Here is a 23807-nt window from a genome sequence, read left to right on the forward strand (position 1 = left end):
TTGCTATTTTTTAGTGAGATATAAAATCCATTGCTTAGTTGTAGTTCCATCACTAAACATGACATCTAATACTATTCGTCCATTAGCTTCTGTATCTCCTTGTACAGAAATGTAACTATCTGATGGTCCCAAAAACTCTCCACATTGATCAATAATTTGAAATGGAATATCTTGAATATCACCTGCTATGTTAGAAATATCATATAGTCCCCAAATATCATCTGGATTAGCTAATGCATCTACATTAGTCAATGTTACATCAGATACATCTTGCACTCCTGTTTCTGTAGAAATTTGAGCTCCATAGGTACCTGCTAGACTTGTAGGACAATGAATATCATTGATAATGATATTATATTCTTTTTTAATTCCACCTTGTCCAACGGTTATAGGTTCTCCATTATCTAAGTTTTTAGCTGAAGATAAAACAATAGATAATGATTTACCAGATGTTTTATCAACTCCTGCTACCACTAATGGAGAAACTTCTATTGTAGCTGTATTTTGAGTATTTGTATAACTTTCTTCACCTGCTTCATCTTCTGATACTTCTCTATTTTTAATAACAAATTTTCCTCCTTGAGAAGTGGCATACTTTTCAGTGACATCAGATGCATTAGGTTCATTCCTTTCAATAGCTTTTGCTGTAAAGTCTGTTCCAAAAACAGCATCTCCTTCAAAAGTATATCGTATTTCAATTCCTCTGTTTGTCTGTATTGCCATTGGCATTTCTACAGTTAAGCTTAATGGAACTGAATTCTCTTTAACAGAATCGGCTTCGCCAACTGGAGTAGCAACTGCAAATGCAACTGTTTCACCAATAAATTCAGCATTTACTTCGTCTTTATAAGTATCGTATAATTCGCAACTCTGGAAAGTTAACCCAATACACAGTACCCATATATTTACTATTTTTTTCATGTGTATTTAGTTTTAGTTAGATGACATAAACCACATTGGTAAATCCAGTGCCTTTTGTTTAGGAATATTGGGATTAGCACTGACTTCACTTGGAGAGTAAGGTAATCTAGTAATATGGCTACTCAGAACAGCATCAACTGGTAAAGGCTTATTTTCTGGATAACCCGTTCGTCTCACATAAGTCCAAGCATCCATTCCTCTATTAAAAGTTTCAATATAGCCTTGTTGGTAAACAGCTTTAATTGCATTTGCCTCAGAAAGGTTATCTAAATCTGGTAACCCTCCAATATAGGTATCAAACTCACCTTGTGTAATTCCTCTTCCTGAATCCAACACTGTTGCCAAATTATTTAAATGAATAATATTGAGAATTATTCCTTCCTTGTAATATTGGTCTGCATCTGATGCATCTCCCGATATCCAACCTTTAAGAATAGCTTCAGCTCTTAAAAACCTCATTTCTGCGGCAGTAACCCAAAAATCTGGAGAAGTTGCAGAAATAAAATGAAGGCTTAATGAAGAGGTAACAGTAAAAGATGAACGAGCACCTGGATCAACACCTCTATGTGGCACTGCTTCTGAAGTTCCCTCTGGACGATCATAAAATATATCAATACGTGGGTCATTAGACCCTCTTAATAAATCTATAAATGGATTTGAAGCATAAAAGAATAAACTTTGTCCACCTGCATATTGATAATGAAGTTTATAAAATTGATTAGCATTGGTAAGATCATCATAATAATCTAATTGCACTTGCTCACCTAACTCGTCTACATGATCTTCATTAAATGCTTTTTCTAACCTAGATTTTGCATAGTTTGGATTATTTTCTGCTAAAACCATTAATGTTTTAATCTTTATTGAATTAGCAAATTTTATCCATCTATTCAAATCTCCTTTAAAAAGTAAATCTTCACTACTTATTTTCTCATTGTTACCTACATCTATATCTGCTACTGCTTGATCTATCATTTGCACAATCCCTTTTAATACATTCTCTTGTGTATCTCCTTTTGGAAATAGAATATCTGTATTTAATGATTCTGTAAATGGTATATCCTCAAACATTAATGTTAAGTGATAAAATGCAAAAGCTTGAATTATTTTAAATTGAGCAGCAGTGTTTTGCTCTCCGATACCTAATGCTAATTGCTCTCCTCTACTTGCATTTTTTAATGCCGAAACATAATATGTTGACCAAGTATTTGTTTGAGGATATGCAGGGATTGAGTAATTATCAGCTTCTGAAAAAACAGATGCTCCAGCACCTACATAATGTTGTGCCCATCTGTTAAATAAATTTGTTTCCATCACCTTATCAGATGATATCCCTGTAATTACCGTTGTCATTAATAAACCGGGCTGTTCAGCAATCTGATCATCTCCTGCTGCAAAGGGATCTTTGTTGATATCTAGAATACTATCACAAGAAAATGTTAGGAGAAAAGTCAACGCCAAACATCCTCTTTGAAGTAGGGTTATAATTTTTTTATCCATAATCATCTTAAAAAATAATTTTTAGGTTTCCTCCAAAACTTCTTGTCGAGGGTAAACTACCCATTTCTACAGCTCCAGATGCATCACTTGCGGCTTGGAATAAACTTGTTTCTGGATCAATATGAGGTATTTCACTATATATTAACCATAAGTTTCTAGCCTCAAATCCAATTGAAACAGACTTTAAGAAGTTTGTCTTTTTAATAATTGATGGTGGTAAAGTATAAGCTAAACTTATCTCTCTCAGCTTTACATAAGTCTTATTGAATACAGCCCCTTCTGCAATACCACTTGTAGAATAGCTCTGCCAATAATCTTGATGAGTTACGGCAATATCATTTTGACGTAAAGTACCATCTCCATTTTCTACATATGCATTTTTATCTACAAATGCTTGCTCTCTATTTAAAGCTGTCTCTTCCGCAAAACCATCATACCTTAAATCACCTACTGTTCTAGAAATCATCTTACCTCCTTGATTCCAATCAATCAAAAAGTTTAAAGTAACTCCTTTGTAAGTGAAGCTATTTTGAAAGCCTAATAGAAAATCTGGTTGTATTTCACCAAAAGTTTGCTCATCGCCCTGCATTCTTAACCCAGTTTTTGGATCAACTAAAATTTCTCCAGAATCGGCTCTTTTAAAACCTACTCCTTGTAATTCTAAAGATTTACCAGGTACTGCTTGAACAGATACTCCGTTAAACCCTGACGCAATCTGTAGTTTTTCTAGACCTTCAGTCAATTCTGTTACTTTATTTCTATTCTTGGTAAAATTAATCTGAGAATTCCATTCAAAAGCATCAGATTGGATAGGAACAAATGAAAGTAATAATTCTATACCTTCATTTTGTACAGCTCCTGCATTTACTCTTTTAGATCTATAACCTGTAGATTCTGGTGTTGGAACTGCTAAAATCTGGTTCTTTGTTTCAATTTGATAATACGTTAAATCTATTCCTATTCTACCATTAAAGAAACTTAATTCTGTACCTACTTCCCATGAGTTTTGACGTTCTGGAACTAACCCTTCAGGTGGAATTACATCTGTTGCTGTATATGCCGTTTGACCATTAAAAGGATAGTTATTTGAAGTACTATATTGTCCAAAATAAGTTGATCTAGGATAGTAATAGTAATCTAATTGATATGGGTTTGTATCATTACCAACCTGTGCCGCACTTAACCTTAATTTACCGTATGAAAATACATCATTATGTAAGTTTAATGCTTCTGAGAATACAAATGACAAACTTCCTGAAGGATAAAAGTATGATCTATTATCTTTCGGTAAAGTTGATGACCAATCATTTCTCATTGTTACATTTAAAGTTAAGTAGTTATTATAAGTAAGTGATATATCTCCATAAGCACCTAATAAACGTTGCTCTACAAAATCAGTAGTAGAAGTTGTATTTTTTGCATTTGCTGGTGTATATAAATCTGTTACTGAAAGCTCGGATGCAGACAATGTACTTCTTTTAAATACTCTACTATTGTATTCATGTCCAACAATTGCCGTTAATTTAAATTTATCTCCAAACTCTTTCTGAATTGTAGCCATTAAAGATGTCGTCAATTCAGTTCTTTCCATATCATCATTTACAAACGATCCATTAATGGCTCCTAATGTTCCTTTTGCAGATTTAGAAAAACGCTTATCTACTCTATAATCAAGACCTGCCCTAGCTCTAAATGTTAACCAATCAGTCGCTTTAGCTTCTAACATACCAAAACCAAAGAAACGATTTACATTTACATTATTACCATTTTTTTCTGCTACCCAATAAGGGCTATTAGAAAACCTACCTATTGGGTCTTGTTCTCCATCTACTAAATACAAACGTTCTAAAGGAGTTGTTCTTGGGATTCCATTAATTATTGAGGTTAAAACATTTGGTGAATTTCCTCCTTGAGATACAGAACCTCTAGTCTCTGACTTGATATAATTCATACCAACCCTAGATTTAATCACTTTATTTAATTGCTGACCTGCATTTACAGCAAATGTATATCTATCTAATCCTGCGCCTGGTACAATACCTTTCTGATTCATTGAAGTAAATCCTAATCGGTAATCTCCTTTTTCTGTAGCACTAGAAACATCTACTGAGTTAATAAATAATGTACCTGTCTGATAGAAGTCTTCTACATTAGTTGGATAAGCTTTTAATGTTTGTAATGGCCACTGACTTTCTGGTAAATCTGCTGTATCTGCTGCATAACTATACGCTGGTACAACTTGTCCATTTATCTCTGGTCCCCATCCATTTTCAGCTCGTTTATCATATTTACCATAATATCCTTGTGCATATCTATTTTGAAATGAAGGTAATCTATTAGGGCTCTCCGCTCTAAAACTAGAACTCAAGCTTACAGTTGGACCTTCTTTTACATTTCCTTTTTTAGTAGTAATAATGATTGCTCCATTGGCAGCTCTTGAACCATACAAAGCTGCAGCTGAAGCTCCTTTAAGTACAGTTACTGATGCTATATCTGCTGGGTTTATTTCTCCAGCACCATTACCTGCATCAAATGCTCCAGAAATACCACTACCTGTTGATATGTTAGTGTTTGAAACAGGAATACCATCTACAACTATTAGAGGTTGATTTCCTCCACTTAATGAGTTAGTACCTCGAATTACAATTCTTGTTGACCCTCCTGGGTTTGAACTTGCTTGAGATACCTGAACTCCAGGAACTTTACCAGATAGAGAATTCAAAAAGTTTGTAGATTTCACCCTATCCACTTCTTCACCCTTTACGGAGGTAACGGAATACCCTAAAGTACGTTTCTCTCTTTCAATGGCATTTGCGGTAACAATTACTTCATCTAACTCCTCAGTATTTTCTTCCATTGCAACATCAATAACCGATTGGTTACCAACTGTTACCTCTTTGGATTGCATACCAATAAAATTAAATACAATTGTATTATCTTCTGACTGTAACTGTATTTTATACTTACCATCTATGTCCGAAACCGCTCCTCGTCGAGTTCCTTTGACAACAACAGTTACTCCAGGTAATGGCTTTACTCCGTCTGTAACAGTTCCCGATATTACTTTTTCTTGTGCTAAAGAAATCGAAATCGAAATTACAGATAGTAGCCAACATAGTGTTGCTCTTAGTCTCATTCGTTAACTATTGGTTATTTTGATTGAAGTCTACTAATAAGTTCTTCGTCAGGTATTACTGAAGATATTTGTAATAGAAAAGAGTCTCAGTGAGCTTGTGTTATTTATGCATTTATAGTTCTGTCAGCATTTAGTGCACCTCTTCTCATTTAATTGACGAGTTAAATATTAACTTTCTTTACATAATATTACATAATTTTATTGTTTTTTCACCTAAAATCAATCAAGAAAAAATTGTACTATTCAAGCAAATCAAAAAAAAATCCCAACTTCAAATAAATGAAGCTGGGATTTCAAAGCTCATAACACTACACACTCTTTTGTTAGAGTATATATTGACTTAAGTCTCTATTTTTAACTAAACCTGATAAACGCTCATGTACCATTTCTTTAGTGACAACAATTTGAGCGTTTGCACCAATTACATCTGGAACATCAAACAATAAATCATTTAATAAATGAGACATTACAGTATGTAATCTTCTTGCTCCAATATTTTCTACCTCTACATTAATTTCATATGCGATTGTAGCAATTTCATCCAGAGCATCCTCATTAAAAGATAATTTCACGCCTTCAGCTTCTAATAAAGCTTCATATTGCTTAGTTAAAGCATTTTTTGGTTGACGTAAAATTGTTCTAAAGTCTTTATCTGTAAGACTTTGTAATTCTACTCTAATTGGGAAACGACCTTGAAGCTCAGGTATTAAATCAGAAGGTTTAGAAACGTGGAATGCTCCTGCAGCAACAAAAAGGATATGATCTGTTTTAACCATACCATGTTTTGTATTTACTGTACTTCCTTCTACGATTGGAAGTAAATCTCTTTGAACACCTTCTCTAGAAACATCGGCTCCTTGTTTATTACCACCACTAGCTACTTTATCAATTTCATCAATAAATATAATACCAGAGTTTTCAGCTAAACGAACAGCCTCATCTTTTACCTCGTCCATGTCGATAAGCTTAGCACTTTCTTGATCTACTAAAATCTTACGTGCTTCTGCAATCGTCATTTTTCTTTTCTTAGTTTTCTTAGGAAGCATTCCATTGATCATCTCTTGGATGTTCATCATAGAACCTTCATCCATTGGAGCTCCGCCGCCTATAAAACCAAGTCCGCCACCATTTTTATCAACAGTAACATCTATTTTTCTATCTTCTAATTCTCCTGCACGTAATTTTTCTCTAAAACGTTCACGTGTTTTTTCATTTAACTCATGGTCAGAAGAAATATATTCACCTGTATTATTTGTTGTAGGAGTACTTTTTAAAGGTGGAATTAATGCATCAAGAATAACGTCTTCAACAGCTTGAGCTGTTTTTTCTTCTACTAAAGCTTTCTTTAAATCTTTAATCATGCCTACAGATTGTTCAACAAGGTCTCTAACCATGCTTTCTACATCTCTACCAACATAACCAACTTCTGTAAATTTAGAGGCCTCAACCTTAACAAATGGAGCTTTTGCTACTTTTGCTAGTCGACGAGCAATTTCCGTCTTACCAACTCCTGTAGAACCAATCATTAATATATTGTTGGGCATAATTTCTTTTTTAAGATCACCCTTAACGTTCATTCTACGCCAACGGTTTCTTAAAGCAATAGATACATTTTTCTTTGCGTCATCCTGACCGATAATGTATTTATCTAATTCTGATACAATTTCTCTCGGGGTTAAATATTTTGAGTTCTCTAACATTGATTTATTATTAATGTGATCAACTATATATAATTTGATTTTTATTCTATCACTGTTTTCTTTCTTTTTTCCCAGCCTGAAGTAGCTACTGCTAAACTTAAACTGTTTGTAGGTCCTGCAACATGATACCAAGCAACACTATAACTAAAATCAATATGTTTCTTGATTTTTAAAGCAGCTCCTAAAGACATCCCTGCTAATCCTTTTACTCCTTGAGTAACCATTTCTTTACGGCGCATCACATTGTAACCTGCCCTAAGATTAATGACTTTACCCAATACAAATTCACCTCCAAAGGCAAAGTGCCGTGACAATTTGTCAGTAAAACTAGGTTCTGTGTATAGTTCATTACCAAAAGCATCTGTTTCGCCTTTTAAAGAAGTATCTGTATATGTGATATCAAATTCATGAATATGATGATAAGTAACAGAAAAGCGAATTGGCATTTGTTGAGGTTTGAAAGAAATTCCTAATTGAGTATCAAAAGGTAATTCACTTTCATCATTTGGTTGATATTCTTTCATTACAAAACCTGCATTCTTTATTACTAAACCTATCACTAAGTCTTTTGTTGGGTGAATGAAAGAGCCATTCATATCAAACATTAAAGCATTTGATTTATAGCTTTCTATAGTTGAAGCAGCAAACTTCATATTTGCAGCAAATGAAAACACTCCAATTTTTCTAGTATAACTTCCTTGAAACCAATAATCGTTTGCATTATAAGTTCCTGTATAGTTTCCATTTTGATCAAAGCCTTCAAAATCTCCATATCCCATATACCCCATTCCAAAGCCGATAACACCTTTACCTACTTTTTTAGCGTAACCAAGCGTAGTAAGCCCTGCCGTAGTATGATAATCGTAATAATTAAAGATTACTTTATTTACAGAGTTATCACCTAAAAGAGATGAGTTATAAAACATAGCGTTAGCATCATTAACTCCAGAGGACGTTAAAAAACCTCCTAACCCCACTTGTCTCGCATTTGTAGGTACTGTTAAGAAATTATATGTTTTTGCACCTCCTAATTGAGCGAATAAATTTGATGCACTTAAGAGAAGTATTGTTATTGAGAATAGAAAAATTGAGTTCTGCTTCATGTTATTTTGCTTTATAAAATAAAGTTGAGCAATTATCATCTATTAAAACCTGCTTTGCTTTATTACTGATTTCTAAAGCAGAAACACTTCTTAATTTTTCCTCTTCCTCATTTATCAAGTTAGGGTTTCCTAAGATTGCTCCATAAGCTATAGACATTGCTCTAGGTAAAATTTCTGTCTTTCCATATGTCATAGAAAATTCAGCCTGATTTTTTACCTTTTCTAGATCTTCCTCTGAAATTGGAGTAGAACAAAAATCATTTAAAAGGGCTACTAATTTAGCATCTGCTTCTTCTAAAGAAACTCCATCAGATAATTTACCGGTCATACATAATAATCCAGGGTCAAAAGATCCTGTTATGTAGGCTGATAAACCTGAGAATATTTTCTCTTCTTTTACTAATTTTTGATGAAGCACAGAAGATTTTCCTCTACCTAATAAATCACTTAATAAATCTGTAGAATAATAACCTGTTTTATTTCTTCCTTCCATATGCCATACTTTATATAACATATCAATAGGTACTTTTTCTTCTACAATTAGTTTTCTTGGTGCAGTCTGAATCTGTTCAACAGGAATATTTCTCTTTGGTTTTTCTCCGCTAGGAATTGGTCCAAACCATTTTTTAGCCAATTGTTTTACTTCTTCTAGTTTTACATTACCAGCTACTACCATTACTGCATTAGAAGGAACATAATATTTATGAAAAAATGCTTTCACATCATCCATAGTTGCCTCTTCTATATGGCTAATCTTTTTACCAATTGTTGGCCATTGATAAGAATGATCTTTATAAGCCAATTTTCTAAGATGATGCCAAGCATCTCCATAAGGTTGATTAATATATCTTTGCTTATATTCTTCTATTACTACTTTCCTTTGTACCTCTAAGGCATTCGAATCAAATGATAAGCTCAACATTCTATCTGATTCCAACCAAAAAGCAGTCTCTAAATTTTGAGCAGGAAGTGTAATGTAATAATTCGTTATATCAGGAGATGTAAAAGCATTATTTGTACCGCCTACCTTTTGAAGTGGAGCATCATATGAGGGAATATTTACAGATCCGCTAAACATCAAATGTTCAAATAAATGTGCAAAACCTGTTTTATTTGGGTCTTCATCCCGAGAACCTACATCATACATTATATTTACAACAGCCGAAGCAATATGATGATCTTCATGAACAAAAACTTTCAGGCCATTATCTAAAGTAAACTCTCTGTATTTTATCATTCCTTTTTTTGTAATGATTATAATGGATAATTCTAAATGAAAAGTAGCTAAACAATAGCCTCACACTAAATTCTCCATAATAACCTCTAGTGTGTATGTTAAAGTTAGCAGACCACGACAACTTTACAAAGTATAAATTAGATCGAACATTTTGCTAACTTTGTTTGTGATAGAAAATACAATACCAATTTTCTAATCAAAAGGTATATGCGTGAAGATTATTTAAAAGGAGATAATGAAGGTTTCTCTAATGCTGAACGAGACGTTGAAAAAGCACTAAGACCCCTTTCATTTAAAGATTTTACAGGACAGGATAAGATTATAGAAAATCTTAAAGTCTTTGTTATGGCTGCTAGAAAAAGAGGAGAACCATTAGATCATGTTTTACTACATGGACCTCCTGGTTTAGGAAAAACTACTCTTTCTAACATTATAGCAAACGAAATGGATGCTGAAATAAAAATAACATCTGGTCCGGTTTTAGAAAAACCTAGTGATTTAGCTGGTCTTTTAACAAATTTAGAGGACAATGATGTTTTATTTATTGATGAAATTCATAGACTAAACCCCGTTGTTGAAGAGTATTTATATTCTGCCATGGAAGATTTCAGAATTGACATTATGTTAGATTCTGGACCTAATGCACGTACAATACAAATTGATTTAAATCCTTTTACCTTAATTGGAGCGACCACTAGATCTGGACTTTTAACAGCTCCCCTGAGAGCTCGTTTTGGTATTAATTCAAGGTTACAGTACTACGATTCAAAACTTCTAACTACAATTGTTCAACGTTCTTCTAACATTCTAAGCACGCCAATTAATGATGACGCTGCTTATGAAATTGCTCGACGTAGTAGAGGTACACCTCGTATTTCTAATAATTTATTAAGACGTACTCGAGATTTTGCAGAAATTAAAGGAAATGGAACAATTTCTATGGATATCGCAAAAATGGCTTTAAATGCTTTAAATGTTGATCAAGGTGGCTTAGATGAGATGGATAACCGCATTTTAACTACTATTATTGAAAAGTTTAAAGGCGGTCCTGTAGGTATAAATACAATAGCAACTGCATGTGGTGATGAGGCCGAAACTATTGAAGAAGTATACGAACCTTTTTTAATTCAAGAAGGCTTTATAAAAAGGACTTCTAGAGGAAGAGAAGTTACAATGAGAGCATATGAACACTTAGGTATTTCACCTCCAACTGACGGGAATCAAGGAGAATTATTCTAATATTTAATTGTTAAAAATACAATTATGAAAGGTTTGAGGTAAAATAACCTCAAACCTTTTTTTATAATATTTTTTATTAGTATAATTATAGTTATAAATAATTACTCTGAAAAAATTCATAAACATATTATTTTATTTTCTGTGGACTAGCTTGCTACTTCTTACTCCTCAAGAAAGTGTAGCCTCTTTTTATAATAATCAGGATTTAAGTATTGATTCTGTTAACTTATATACAAAAGAGGTGAAACAACTGTATCAAAATAAAGCTTATGATAGCTGTATTTTAAAAGGTAATATTTATATATCATTCTTAAAGAAAAATATTGAGTACAAAAGCCTACCTTCTCTTTATTTACAAATAGCAAAATCAAAAAGAAAACTTCGAAAATATTCTGGGGGAAAAGAAGCTTCGCAGCATGCTGTATATTGGTCTTACAAAAGTGCTGATAGTATCTTAATTGCAGACTCTTACACAGAATTAGCTAGAAATTTCAAAGCATTAACCGTATATGATTCAGCCATTCTTAATTATCAAAAAGCCTTAATAATTTATCAAGATAAGAATGATTTTATTGGAGAATCTATTGTTCTAAATAACCTTGGATCTATTCATAAAATTAAAGGGAATTTCTCAAAAGCTTTAGAATATTATATTAAAGACCTTGACTTAAACAGGGAAAATGATAGTGAAAGAGATATGGCTATAGCGTACAATAATATAGGACAAATTCATAGTGCAACTCATAATTATCAGCTTGCTATATCCTTTTATAAACGTTCTGAAGAAATAAGAAGAAAGCTTAATGACATGTATGGTTTAGCCTTAGTCTTAAGTAATATTGCTAGTGCTTATTCTGAACAAAAAAATATAGATTTAGCACTTGATAACTTGTATGTAGCCTTAACAATATTTGAGAAACATAAATCTATATACAGAACAACAGAAACACTATTAAATATATCAAATATTCTGATCCAAAAAGGGCAATTTAGAGATGCTGAAATTTTCTTGAACAAGGCAAATAAAAAATCTCAGAAATTTGAAATTGAAAACTTAGCTGCAAGAGGTAACTATTTATTAGGTGAAAATTATTTTCATCAACAATTTTATAAAAAAGCTTTGCCTTACCTACGTGCTGCAAAACACTATTATAACCAAGAACATTACGTTGTTGATCGAATTAACACTCAAAAGCTTCTCTACAAAACATATCAAGAATTAGGGTGGTATAAAAAAGCATTTAAGGCACATAAACTTTGGTCTGATTTGTACATCAAAATGAATGCTACAATTCAAACGAAGGAGTTAGCTGTATTAAATCAAAAGTATTTAAATAAAGAACAACTTCTAAAGATTGATAGATTAAATAAAGAGCAGTTATTACAAGAGGAAAAGCTCATCTATCAAAATAGAGTAAATGCAGCACTAATTTTTATTAGTCTCCTTGCCGTTGTCTTTATAATATTCATTTATATCTCTCTTCAGAAAAGAAAAAAATCACTAAAAATAATTAAAGAGCAACACGAAGAAATTTCTGTTATTAATAATGAATTGACAGATAGTTTAAAATACGCTCACAAAATTCAACGGTCTCTTAATGCTATTCCTGCAAAAGCAAAAGATATATTTCAAGATTATTTTATTTTTTGGAAACCTTTACATGAAGTAAGTGGTGATGTTTTTAGTGTTTCCGTTAAAAATGATATTGTTTTTATTTCGTTAATGGATTTCACGGGGCATGGAGCTCCAGCAGCTTTACTTGCAACTTTAGGAGTTAAAGTTTTAAATAGTATTATTGATTCAGGTATTTCATCGCCAGAAAAAATCTTGCAAGAACTTGATATTAGAATGAATAATTTATTTGATGATAAACATGAATCATCAGGTATGGATGCTGCTATTGTTACTATTAATTTAAAAACTAATTTCTTAGAGTTTGCAGGAGCTAGACGTCCTTTATTTTATATAGATGAGAGTGGACAACATTACATTAAAGGTACTAAAAGGTCTATCTCTGATAAGTTATCTAACCATCACCATAGCTATCAAAAACATATTATTCCAATTACATCAGAGCTTAAATTTTATTTATACTCAGATGGTTATCAAGATCAATTTGGAGGTTCAAAAAACAAAAAATTTTTAGAAAAGAACCTTCGCCAATTAATTGTTGATAACTCTTTTGAAACATTTAATTTACAAAAAGAGAAATTGGAAAAGACTAGATCTAAGTGGATGCAACCTAAGAGTAACATTCAATATAAACCTACAGATGATACGCTAATCATTGGCTTTCATTTTAAGGTCTAAGTTTTTTTTTGCAATTTAGATAGCATATAAACTTATGTTATCATGAACAACGAGAAACAATATATATTAGCACTAGACCAAGGAACTACTAGTTCAAGAGCAATAGTATTTAATAAAAAAGGTGAGATTATTAGCTCTTCTCAAAAAGAATTTAAACAGATATATCCAAAACCAAGTTGGGTAGAACATGATCCCCAAGAAATTTGGTCAACTCAAGCAGCTGTAGCAGCAGAATCCGTGGCAAAACTAGGGTTAAACGGTAAAAATATAGCAGCGATTGGTATTACAAATCAGAGAGAAACAACAATAGTCTGGGATATCACAACAAATCAACCAATATATAATGCCATAGTTTGGCAAGACAGAAGAACAGCTAGATTCTGTGATACATTAAAAAATAAATATTCTAAAATCATTCATGATAAAACAGGGTTAATCATCGATGCCTATTTTTCTGCGAGTAAGATTCATTGGATTTTAGAGAACGTTAAAGGGGCAAGAGAGAAAGCAGAAAAAGGTCTTCTCCGTTTTGGCACCGTAGATAGTTGGTTAATCTGGAGGTTAACAAACGGTAAAAAGCATATTACAGATGTAACCAATGCGAGTAGAACAATGCTTTTTAATATACATACTTTAAAGTGGGATAAACGTCTCTTAAAAATATTTGATATTCCTAAAAGTATGCTCCCTTCTGTTAAAGATAGTAGTTCAGTATATACCAAAACAGCTACTACACTATTTGCTACAAAAATTCCAATTGCCGGTATCGCGGGTGATCAACAAGCTGCCTTATTTGGTCAAATGTGTATTAAAAAAGGGATGATTAAAAACACTTATGGAACAGGGTGTTTTTTAATGATGAATACAGGAACTGAAGCTGTAAATTCCAACCATAAACTGCTTACAACTATTGCATGGAAGATTGGTGATGAAGTAAACTATGCTTTAGAAGGAAGTGTTTTTGTTGGAGGAGCAGCTATTCAATGGTTAAGAGATGGATTGCAGATCATAAAAAAAGCAAAGCATTCTGAGAAAATTGCAAATGAAGTAAAAGATAGTGAAGGTGTTGTTTTTGTACCAGCACTTACTGGGTTAGGTGCTCCTTATTGGGATCAATATGCAAGAGGCACGTTAATTGGGATTACTAGAGGTACAAAAAGAGCACATATTGTTCGTGCAACACTAGAAGCAATAGCCTTACAATCTTATGATGTAATAGAATCTATGTTAGCTGACACTGGTAACAAAGCAAAAGAAATAAGAGTAGATGGTGGAGCTGCCGCTAACAACCTATTAATGCAAATTCAAAGTGATATAACTAACGTAAAGGTTATAAGAACAAAAGTAATGGAAACTACTGCTTTAGGTGCTGCTTTTCTTGCAGGGCTATCTGTAGGTTATTGGAAGGATATTGATGAAATTCAGAATATTTGGCAAGAAGATGCCTCTTTTGAAGCAAACATGAAAAAAGAAAAAAGGGACCTTCTAAAAGAAAAATGGAAAAATGCTGTTGAACGAAGTCTTAATTGGGATAAAAATTAAAGTTAATCTGTAAATAAAACTCAATATTGACTTCATTATTTTAATAAGAAATGTAAATATTTCATTAGATTTGTAAAAATTTTACAATCGAATTTAACTACATAATATCATTCATAATGACATTTAATTTTTTAAATGCAGTTCCTAAGCTTATAACCCTAGCAATCACATCAATAGTACTTATTGGATGTGGAGGTGAATCTGCTAAACAACAACAAAAAATTCCTCAAGCTGAGATTCAGGTAACAGAAGTTACAGTACAAAATGTCCCTCTAACAAAAACTTTTGTAGGTCAGGTATATGGTACTAAAGATATTCCAATTCGTTCAAGAGTTGAAGGTTTCTTAGAAGGTATTCACTTTAGAGAAGGTAGTAGAGTAAAAAAAGGACAATTACTTTACACTGTAGACCCTCAATCTTACTCTGCAGAAGTAACAATGCGTAAGAGTCAGTTAGCCGAAGCAAAAGTTTCATTAATTAGAGCTTCTAATGACCTTGATAGAATTCAACCTTTAGCTGAGCAAAATGCCGTTTCAAAATCGGACCTTGATGCTGCACTTGCAGAAAAAGGAGCTGCTGAATCTATGGTAGCTGCTGCTCAAGCAAATTTAAGAATGTCTCAAATTGAACTTGGTTACACAACAATTGAATCTCCAATTACTGGTGTTATTGGTAGAACTGAAGCTAAAGTAGGTGAATTTGTTGGTCGTGAGCCCAACCCAGTAATTTTAAATACAGTGTCTAGAATTGATTCTGTAAATGTTCGTTTCTTTATTACTGAAAACGATTACTTACGTCTTGCTAGATATGCAATGACAAGAGAAAAATCTGGACAAAAAAGAACAGAGAAAGAAGAAAGAGAATCTGAGAAATTAGAACTAATATTTTCTGATAATACAATTTACTCTCAAAAAGGGCATATTGATTTCTTAGATAGAAATGTAGATGCAAACACAGGTGCAATGCTTATTCAAGCAACTTTCCCTAACAATGACCGCCTTATCAGACCTGGTCAATTTGCTAAAGTTAGATCTGTAATTGATATCGTAAAAGATGGTATACTTATTCCACAAAGATGTGTTATGGAATTCCAAGGACGTCATACTGTTTACGTGGTTGATAATAATGGGTTAGTTTCTCAAAGAAAAATTGAGTTATCAAGCACTTATAAAGATTATTGGCTAGTACGCTCTGGGTTAAAAAAAGGAGAAAAAATAGTTCTTGAAGGCTTACAGAAAGTAAGAGAAGGCGCAACAGTAAAATTCAAGACAGTAAAATTTGAATCACAGTACGAAGCACAATAATGAGCACAGAACAAAATCAATCCAACTTTTTCGTTAGGAGACCTATTGTTGCCATGGTAATTGCAATTATCATGACTATTGTAGGTAGTGTCTCAATTATTGGATTACCTATTGAGCAATATCCTAACTTAACTCCTCCGATTGTAGAAGTAAGAGGTACTTATACAGGAGCGAGTGCACTAAACGTAGAACAATCAGTTGCTACGCCTTTAGAGCAAGAGATTAACGGTGTGGAGAACATGATTTACATGAAATCCATAAATTCAAATGATGGTACGATGACAATCCAAACATCATTTGACATTGGTACTGACCCTGATATGAATACGGTCTTTACACAAAACCGTGTAGCTGCAGCAACACCTAAATTACCAAATGAGGTAAAACGAACAGGTGTTAAAACTGAAAAGTCATTACCTAACATTTTAATGTTAATTACTTTAGTTTCACCTGATGGTCGTTTTGATCAAAACTTTTTAGGTAACTATTCATTAATTAATATCAAAGATGTTTTAGCAAGAACAAAAGGTATCGGCCGTGTAAACGTATTGGGTACTTCAGACTATTCTATGCGTATATGGATTAAACCTGATATTCTAGCTAAATTAAACCTTACTATTCCAGAAATCACAAATGCAATTTCTAATCAAAATGTAATTGTACCTGGTGGTAAATTTGGTGCTGAACCTGCTCCAAAAGGAACTGAGTTTACATATACTGTACGTCTTCCAGACCGTTTACAAGATGAAGATCAGTTCTCTAAAATTGTTGTTAGGACTGATGAAGATGGTAGCCAAGTATTACTTGGTGATGTTGCAAGAGTTGAATTAGGAGTAGAAACTTATTCTGCATTTACAAGACTTAACGGTGATAACTGTGCAGTAATAGCTATTTATCAAGCACCAGGTTCTAATGCTGTTGCATTGGCTGAAGAAGTAATTGGTAAAATGGATGCTCTTAAAAAAGACTTTCCAAATGGTATAGATTATAAAGTATCTCTTGATTCTACATTACCTATTACAGCAGGTATTAACGAAATTATTGAAACACTATTTGTTGCTTTATTACTTGTAATTCTAGTAGTATATGTCTTTATCCAAGATTGGAGAGCAACACTAGTACCAACAATGGCCATTCCGGTATCATTAGTTGCGGCATTTATGTTATTCCCTCTATTAGGTTTTACAATTAACGTACTCTCTTTATTAGGGTTAGTACTAGCAATTGGTATTGTAGTAGATGATGCAATTGTTGTAGTAGATGCCGTTCAAGTATATATTGAAGAAGGTTTCTCTCCTAAAGAAGCAACAAACAAAGCAATGATAGAAGTAACAGCTCCTGTTATTGCAACAACTTTAGTACTTGTAGCTGTATTTATTCCTGTTGCTGGTATGGCTGGTATAACCGGTAGGCTTTATCAACAATTTGCAATTACAGTTGCTGTATCAGTTTGTTTCTCATCACTGAATGCATTAACGCTATCTCCTGCACTTTGTGGATTAATTCTAAGAAAATCAGAACCTGTTGGTGGTCCATTAGGAGCATTCTTCAAGGTATTCAATAATATTTTTGATCGCTCTACAGTATCTTATATTAGTGTAACTAAAATTGCTACTCGTAAATTAAAATCAAGTGCAATTTTTATATTTTGTACACTATTAGCTGCTGGTTGGTTAGGTGTTGAAGTTCCTGTTGGATTTATTCCTGAAGAAGATCAAGGATACCTCTATGTAAACGTTCAATTACCAATGGCATCATCATTACAAAGAACCAATGATCTTTCTTTAAAGATTGAAGGTATAATGGATGAAATACCAGAAATTGATATGGTTACAACAGTTGCTGGTTACTCACTTTTATCAAGTAGTATGTCTACTAACTCAGCATTCTTCTTTGTTACATTAACAAATTGGGATAAAAGAGAGCTTACTGCAAAAGAAGTAACAAATAAACTTAATTATCTGTTCATGACCCAAATTACAGAAGCACAAGTCTTTGCATTTGGGCCTCCTGCCATACCTGGTTTAGGTAATGGTTCTGGGTTTAGTATTATGATTCAAGATAAAGGTGGTAATACACCTGATTACCTTGCCAACTATACTAATGAGTTTATTAGAGCAGCAAATGCAAGACCTGAGATTGGTATGGCGTTTACTACTTTCCAAGCAAATGTACCTCAGCGTTATATTGATATCAATAAAGATAAAATCTTAAAATTAGGAGTTAATCTAAACGATGTCTATACAACATTTGGAGCTTTCCTTGGTGGTTCTTATATAAATGATTTCAATAGGTTTGGACGTTTATATAGAGCCTATGTACAAGCTGAACCTGAATATAGAAATGATGAAAAACAACTAGACCTATTCTATGTGAAAAGTGCTAAAGGTGCTAAAGTTCCACTATCCACATTAGTTAATGTAGAAAAGATTAGTGGACCTGAATTTACCAACAGATTTAACTTATTACGTTCAGTAGAGGTGACTGGTTCTCCAGCTGAGGGTTTCAGTTCTGCTCAAGCAATGGCTGCGTTAGAAGAAGTTGCTGCAGAAGTATTACCTAGAAATATGACGTTTGCTTGGAATGGCATGTCATATCAAGAAAAGAAAGCTTCTGGATCAGTATTCATCATTTTTGCATTCTCACTAATCTTTGTATTCTTAATTCTAGCCGCTCAATATGAAAGCTGGTCAATGCCTTTTAGTATTTTATTAGGTACGCCGTTTGCCATTTTCGGTGCATTCTTATTACTATGGGTTGCTCGTTTCTTTAGTGAAAGTTATGAAAATAACGTTTTTGCACAAATCTCATTAGTAATGTTAATTGCCATGGCCGCTAAGAATGCCATCCTTATTGTCGAATTTGCAAAGCTTAAATTTGATGAAGGTATGGGCTTATTTGATGCTGCTATCGAATCTGCAAAATTAAGATTTAGACCAATCCTAATGACTGCCTTCTCATTTATTCTAGGTGTTTTACCTCTTGTTATTGCTACTGGTTCGGGTGCTGAAGCAAGAAAAGTAATGGGTATGGCACTTCTTGGAGGAATGGGGTTAGCAACTGTTTTAGGTTTATTCCTATACCCTATGTTATTTGTTCTTGTAGGTAAGCTTGCAGGGTACGAAAAGGATAGAGAAACAACACCTCAAAACAATGAAGAGTAGTATTATGGAAAAGAGACTAAATTTAAACTACAAAAATATACTTCTAGTTTTCTTCGTTTCTCAATTAATTTGGGGATGTAAAATGGGAAAAAACTATGAAGCTCCTGAAGTCGATACTCCTCTAGAATATCGATTTGGATCTGACACCACTATTAGTGTTGAAAATGACACTATTGGTTGGTGGGTATTAGTTAAAGATCCTACACTTGATTCTTTAATTGCAACTGGATTAAGAAATAATCAAGATGTTAAAGTTGCAATGCAAAGAATTATTGAAGCTGAAAAATTAGCTAGAATCCAAAAAGTAAGTGCTAGACCAATGTTTGGATACAATGGTAACTACTCTTATGGTAATTATAGTGGATTTGTAGGACCAAATGCAAACAATAATTACTTTGGTGGAGCTTCTTTAAATTGGGAAATTGATTTATGGGGTAAAAACCGAAGGTTAACGGAAGCTGCTCAAGCAAATTACCTTGGTTCTGTATATGGCGCTAGAGCGCTTCAGATAACTTTAATATCTCAAATTACAACTGCTTATGTTCGTTTATTAGAAAATAAGGCAAGTTTACAGGTTGCAATCGAGACATTATCATCAAGAGATAGCTCTATGATTATAATGAATGCTAGGTATACTCAAGGTACAATACCTGAAATTGATTTAAATCAAGCACAAATACAGCAAGCAATTGCAGAAAGTGCTATACCTGTATATAAAAGAGGTGTTGCTTTATCAGAAAATACATTAAGTATTCTTTTAGGTGAAAATCCAAAAGCAATAATAACTGGTGAGGCTCTCGAAGCACAAGCACTACCTCCTGTTATACCATCTGGTCTTCCTTCTGATTTATTAAAAAGAAGACCTGATTTATTAAAAGCTGAGCAAGAAATTGTTGCTCAAAATGCACAGGTAGGTGCAGCTATTGCAAACCGTTTTCCTACAATTAGTCTTACAGGTACCGCAGGTATTGCTTCTGATGCCCTATTTTCTGCAAATGCAGCAACAGGAGCCTGGAACATTGGAGCAGGCGTCGTAGGGCCTTTATTCCAATGGGGTAAAAATAAACGTCGTGTTGAAGCAGAAAAAGCAAAATTAGAGGCTTCAATATATCAATATGAAAGTAGTATTATTTCAGCTTTTAAAGAAGTTGAAGATGCATTAGCTTCAATACAATTCTACAACGAAGAATTAATTGCTAGAGAAAAGCATACAAGAGCTGCATTAAATGCAGAACGTCTTTCTAAGCAACGATATGACAAAGGGGTAACAAGTTATTTAGAATACCTTGAGCAACAACGTCAAGCATTCGAAGCTGAACTGAATTTAGTAACTGTTCGAAGTAACATTCTTTCTTCTTATATTCAACTTTATAAAGCTTTAGGCGGAGGTTGGATTTCTCGTGAAGAACAACAGGAAGCTGAAAGTAATGAATCAGCAAATAAATAATCAATAGATTAGTTATATAAAAAATGCACTAAGTAAAAGCTTAGTGCATTTTTTTTAATTTTATAATTTATCATATCCCCACTTATCAAAGGCATATGACCAATTAGCATTTACTTTATCAATTGTTTCTTGAGGAAAGTTATACTGATGCTTTTTGTGTGTTCCTAAGCTATCAATATACGTTTTCATCGCTCCTTCTACATTAGAGAAGTCTCCTAAGTCTAATTGTTTATAAATTGTATCTAAGTATCCTAAATTATCCTTAGAGAATTCTTCATATTTAATTTCAATCAGATTTTCTTTAGGAATAAGTTTTTTATCAGATTCATACTTATCATACATTTTTGTAAAAACCTTTAAAATATTTTTATCTAATTCATCATCAGAAATATCTTGAAATTGTTGGCTTGGTAAAACTCCTTTGAAGAACCTTACTGTTGAACCAAATACTTCATATGGATTTCTATAAATGTAAATAAATTTAGCATTCGGATAAATTTTTAATAATTCATCTACTCTAGCAGTGTGTGGAGGGTTTTTAGAAAGAAATCTCTCCCCTTTTGTTTGCCACAATGCTAATTTCGCAAAACGTTCATAAGTAGATCTCCATAAATCTTTATCCTCTTCTGATAAACCTTTTCCTAATAATACTCTATCAAAAATTTCTTGAGTCTGTTTTGGAAAATACCAAAAATAATAAAAACTCATATCATGTAAATTTCCTAGTGCAAATTCTTCTTCTTGAGGAAATAAAGGATCTAGTTTTAAACCATCAGCAGGTCTCTCTTTTGGCATTAATTGCCTCATTAATTGAATGAATAGTGTTCTACCAAACATTAATGCATTAGGAAATACACTTTGAAAAGTATTAACAAAGCCAAACTGTGGATCTTTACTTAATAAATTATGTAAATGTGTAGTTCCACTTCTCCAATGACCAAGTACAAAAACAGGATCTTTACCTATTTCTTTTTTATCGATTTTATTATATAACCAATCACTATTAATTTTCTCAATTGGATAGCAAAGAGTACTTATAAGTTTTGCTTTATTAAATTTTGATTTGAACTTAGGTTCAATGTTATATTGGTTTTCAATTTTTTTGAAATTTGATAATGAACTCCCTGAAAGAGTTGCCATATCTAAGTTATCAAATGATGCCATATTATTGAGTAGTTAAGCGTTATTTTTGATTATCTATTATTTAGAACGCCGTTACCTAAATAAAGACTGAAGAAGTTAATATTTATTTAGAAATAAATATAATTATCAACTGATAAATTACTTATGTAAGTTTTTTAGTGTAAAACAATTTTTACACACAATAAACAGAACTTAAATCATCAAACAATAAATCATTAAAAAAACAACTATTTGTAAATTATATATAACTATTAAGTTATGATATAGTAATAAACAAATAATATGAAGCTTAATTGTTAACAAATATTGTTTATTAAAAATGATTTCCATAAACTTGTATCAACAATAAGGGAAGTAAGAAAATAATAATTTTATTTCTTTTTTGTTACACTTTAATAAAGAAACAAACTAATATTACAAACAATTTTTTACTAGACTGAGTGTAAAGACAAACTTTCAACTAAACTAAATTTACACCCAACTTTTTTAGTACAAAATTAACAAAAAAGAGTCATTCATATTTTGAACAACTCTCTAATTACTTACTTAGATACAAGAACTTCACAAACTTCACTTCATTAGGTTTAGTAGCAGCATAACAGCTAGTTACTAAACCTATTTTTTTTATCCTACAGCTATTTCTAATAAATCTCCTTCTAGATATTTATTTACCATATTCTTGATATCTTCGGAAGAAACCGATTGAATTCTACTTACATAAGAATCATAATAATCGAAGCTTAATCCTTTTTTATATAATGATTTTGTTATTTCTAAAAGAGATAAATTAGAGTTTATAGACATTACAAAACTACCAGTCATATAATTTTTCACAGTAGTTAATTCATCTTCTGAAACTAATTGATCTCCTAAAATATTTATTTCTTTATAAATTTCTTCTATAGCTAAATCTTTTAGGTCTTTTTTAACATCAGAAGCTATTAGAAAATAACCCTGATTTATTTCATTTCTAAAAGAAGAGTGAATTCCATAAGAAAGACCTTTTTCTTCTCTTATATTTTTCATTAACCTAGATCCAAAATAACCTCCAAGTGTTTCATTCATAACCGCAAACGCTTCTAAATCATCATTTGGCAATGAAAACGTAGGGCATCCTATTCTAATACTTGTCTGTACAGCATCATCTTTACTTTCATATATTTTTGAATTTGATGTTGCTATTTTATTTACAAAAGGGGGATATTCAATTATCGCACTTGAACGATTAAATTTAATAGTACCTAAAACCTCTTTAATGATATCTATTTCTCTATCACCAATATCACCTGCAATGAATAAATCGAATGGAGCATACAAAATATTTTGTTTATAGTAATCTTCAACTACATTTATGTCATAATCTAATAATTCTTCAGACGATAGTGATTGACCATAAGGGTGACTAGTTCCATAAAAATTCTCCCTAAATAATTTAGTAGCAATAAATGATGTTTTTTCTTCGCTCAACTTTTTTTGTTGAATCATCACTTGAAGAATGTGCTGAAATTCATTCTCAGAAAAATCAGACTCTGTTAAATACCTTTTTACCATTACGACTACCTCTCTAAAGTATCGTGTTAAACAATGGCCATTTATAGTAAAGGAGTCTGTATCACTTGACACAGAAATTATTGCTCCAAAAGACTCTAGCTTTTGATGAATTTGAGCACTATCCATACCTTTTAAACCTTCTCCTAGCATTTTAGAAGTTAAAGAAGCACTACCTAAAGATTTTTCGACCAATTTACCTCCTTTAATAGATAAAGTAAAATGTATGATTGGTTGAGAAGAATTTTTTAAAGTGAAAACTTTACTTGAATTATCGAGTTCTAAAATTGATGGTTTTAAAACTGAAAAATCTTGAACAGGGTAAGAATTAGGAGCTATTTTTCTATCTAGTGTTTGATTCATATGGATGTTTTTCAGTACTATTTCTTAAAGAAAAAAGCCATAAAACACAAATTGTAGCTAATTAAGTCTAGAATTTACAATCTTTTCAATTAATAATGATAGATCAAAAAATAGTAACTTAAATCCACGCTAAGGTTTATGGATAATTC

At 32.4% G+C, this 23807-nt stretch carries 14 protein-coding genes; 6 read left to right on the top strand and 8 right to left on the bottom strand.

Going from position 1 to position 23807, the window contains the following annotated elements; all coding sequences use genetic code 11:
* Nucleotides 1–3: 3 nt before the first annotated feature.
* The 6 genes from KM029_RS10310 to KM029_RS10335 form a co-directional block, all read right to left on the bottom strand.
* A complete protein-coding gene (locus KM029_RS10310) occupies nt 4–921 on the bottom strand; it encodes a hypothetical protein (protein ID WP_144073217.1) in 918 nt (305 codons plus the stop codon).
* Between the two features lie 12 nt (nt 922–933).
* Nucleotides 934–2421: a SusD/RagB family nutrient-binding outer membrane lipoprotein gene (locus KM029_RS10315; protein ID WP_158631023.1), complete on the bottom strand. Its 1488-nt coding sequence runs from the start codon at nt 2419–2421 to the stop codon at nt 934–936.
* Between the two features lie 7 nt (nt 2422–2428).
* Nucleotides 2429–5557 (bottom strand): SusC/RagA family TonB-linked outer membrane protein, encoded by a 3129-nt coding sequence (locus KM029_RS10320; protein ID WP_144073219.1) that lies wholly within the window; start codon nt 5555–5557, stop codon nt 2429–2431.
* 323 nt (nt 5558–5880) lie between these two features.
* Nucleotides 5881–7257 carry an ATP-dependent protease ATPase subunit HslU gene (hslU, locus tag KM029_RS10325; protein ID WP_144073220.1) on the bottom strand — a complete coding sequence of 459 codons (1377 nt, stop codon included), beginning with the start codon at nt 7255–7257 and terminating at the stop codon, nt 5881–5883.
* Between the two features lie 41 nt (nt 7258–7298).
* Complete coding sequence (gene porQ, locus KM029_RS10330; protein WP_158631024.1) at nt 7299–8360, bottom strand: type IX secretion system protein PorQ; 1062 nt, start codon at nt 8358–8360, stop codon at nt 7299–7301.
* 1 nt (nt 8361) lies between these two features.
* On the bottom strand, nt 8362–9597 hold the full coding sequence (locus tag KM029_RS10335) for a M16 family metallopeptidase (RefSeq protein ID WP_144073222.1): 1236 nt from the start codon (nt 9595–9597) through the stop codon (nt 8362–8364).
* A 207-nt stretch (nt 9598–9804) separates the two neighbouring features.
* On the opposite strand from KM029_RS10335, the gene ruvB reads away from it, so the two are divergent.
* The 6 genes from ruvB (at nt 9805) to KM029_RS10365 (ending at nt 20604) form a co-directional block, all read left to right on the top strand.
* Nucleotides 9805–10836 (top strand): Holliday junction branch migration DNA helicase RuvB, encoded by a 1032-nt coding sequence (gene ruvB, locus KM029_RS10340; RefSeq protein ID WP_144073223.1) that lies wholly within the window; start codon nt 9805–9807, stop codon nt 10834–10836.
* 151 nt (nt 10837–10987) lie between these two features.
* The gene (locus KM029_RS10345; RefSeq protein WP_144073224.1) at nt 10988–13147 is read left to right on the top strand and encodes a tetratricopeptide repeat protein; all 2160 of its coding nucleotides are present in this window, start codon (nt 10988–10990) and stop codon (nt 13145–13147) included.
* Between the two features lie 42 nt (nt 13148–13189).
* Nucleotides 13190–14689 (top strand): glycerol kinase GlpK, encoded by a 1500-nt coding sequence (glpK, locus tag KM029_RS10350; RefSeq protein WP_144073225.1) that lies wholly within the window; start codon nt 13190–13192, stop codon nt 14687–14689.
* A gap of 116 nt (nt 14690–14805) precedes the next feature.
* Nucleotides 14806–15993 (top strand): efflux RND transporter periplasmic adaptor subunit, encoded by a 1188-nt coding sequence (locus tag KM029_RS10355; protein ID WP_144073226.1) that lies wholly within the window; start codon nt 14806–14808, stop codon nt 15991–15993.
* Nucleotides 15993–19157: an efflux RND transporter permease subunit gene (locus tag KM029_RS10360; RefSeq protein ID WP_144073227.1), complete on the top strand. Its 3165-nt coding sequence runs from the start codon at nt 15993–15995 to the stop codon at nt 19155–19157. Before KM029_RS10355 ends, KM029_RS10360 begins: the two co-directional genes overlap by 1 nt.
* Nucleotides 19158–19161: 4 nt before the next feature.
* Nucleotides 19162–20604 (top strand): efflux transporter outer membrane subunit, encoded by a 1443-nt coding sequence (locus KM029_RS10365; protein ID WP_158631025.1) that lies wholly within the window; start codon nt 19162–19164, stop codon nt 20602–20604.
* A gap of 60 nt (nt 20605–20664) precedes the next feature.
* On the opposite strand, the gene KM029_RS10370 is transcribed toward KM029_RS10365, so the two are convergent.
* Complete coding sequence (locus KM029_RS10370) at nt 20665–21768, bottom strand: sulfotransferase family protein (protein ID WP_144073229.1); 1104 nt, start codon at nt 21766–21768, stop codon at nt 20665–20667.
* 603 nt (nt 21769–22371) lie between these two features.
* On the bottom strand, nt 22372–23658 hold the full coding sequence (locus KM029_RS10375) for a M16 family metallopeptidase (protein ID WP_144073230.1): 1287 nt from the start codon (nt 23656–23658) through the stop codon (nt 22372–22374).
* Nucleotides 23659–23807 lie beyond the last annotated feature (149 nt).

The sequence above is a fragment of the Flammeovirga kamogawensis genome (genome assembly GCF_018736065.1).
Classification (GTDB): Bacteria; Bacteroidota; Bacteroidia; order Cytophagales; family Flammeovirgaceae; genus Flammeovirga; species Flammeovirga kamogawensis.

What these genes read in the sequence shown, in the direction of transcription:
- KM029_RS10365 (WP_158631025.1), top strand. Translation starts at nt 19,162, where the DNA reads ATGGAAAAGAGACTAAATTTAAACTACAAAAATATACTTCTAGTTTTC.
- KM029_RS10315 (WP_158631023.1), bottom strand. Translation starts at nt 2,421, where the DNA reads ATGGATAAAAAAATTATAACCCTACTTCAAAGAGGATGTTTGGCGTTG.
- glpK (WP_144073225.1), top strand. Translation starts at nt 13,190, where the DNA reads ATGAACAACGAGAAACAATATATATTAGCACTAGACCAAGGAACTACT.
- KM029_RS10355 (WP_144073226.1), top strand. Translation starts at nt 14,806, where the DNA reads ATGACATTTAATTTTTTAAATGCAGTTCCTAAGCTTATAACCCTAGCA.
- ruvB (WP_144073223.1), top strand. Translation starts at nt 9,805, where the DNA reads ATGCGTGAAGATTATTTAAAAGGAGATAATGAAGGTTTCTCTAATGCT.
- KM029_RS10320 (WP_144073219.1), bottom strand. Translation starts at nt 5,557, where the DNA reads ATGAGACTAAGAGCAACACTATGTTGGCTACTATCTGTAATTTCGATT.
- hslU (WP_144073220.1), bottom strand. Translation starts at nt 7,257, where the DNA reads ATGTTAGAGAACTCAAAATATTTAACCCCGAGAGAAATTGTATCAGAA.
- KM029_RS10360 (WP_144073227.1), top strand. Translation starts at nt 15,993, where the DNA reads ATGAGCACAGAACAAAATCAATCCAACTTTTTCGTTAGGAGACCTATT.
- KM029_RS10370 (WP_144073229.1), bottom strand. Translation starts at nt 21,768, where the DNA reads ATGGCATCATTTGATAACTTAGATATGGCAACTCTTTCAGGGAGTTCA.
- KM029_RS10335 (WP_144073222.1), bottom strand. Translation starts at nt 9,597, where the DNA reads ATGATAAAATACAGAGAGTTTACTTTAGATAATGGCCTGAAAGTTTTT.
- KM029_RS10310 (WP_144073217.1), bottom strand. Translation starts at nt 921, where the DNA reads ATGAAAAAAATAGTAAATATATGGGTACTGTGTATTGGGTTAACTTTC.
- KM029_RS10375 (WP_144073230.1), bottom strand. Translation starts at nt 23,658, where the DNA reads ATGAATCAAACACTAGATAGAAAAATAGCTCCTAATTCTTACCCTGTT.
- porQ (WP_158631024.1), bottom strand. Translation starts at nt 8,360, where the DNA reads ATGAAGCAGAACTCAATTTTTCTATTCTCAATAACAATACTTCTCTTA.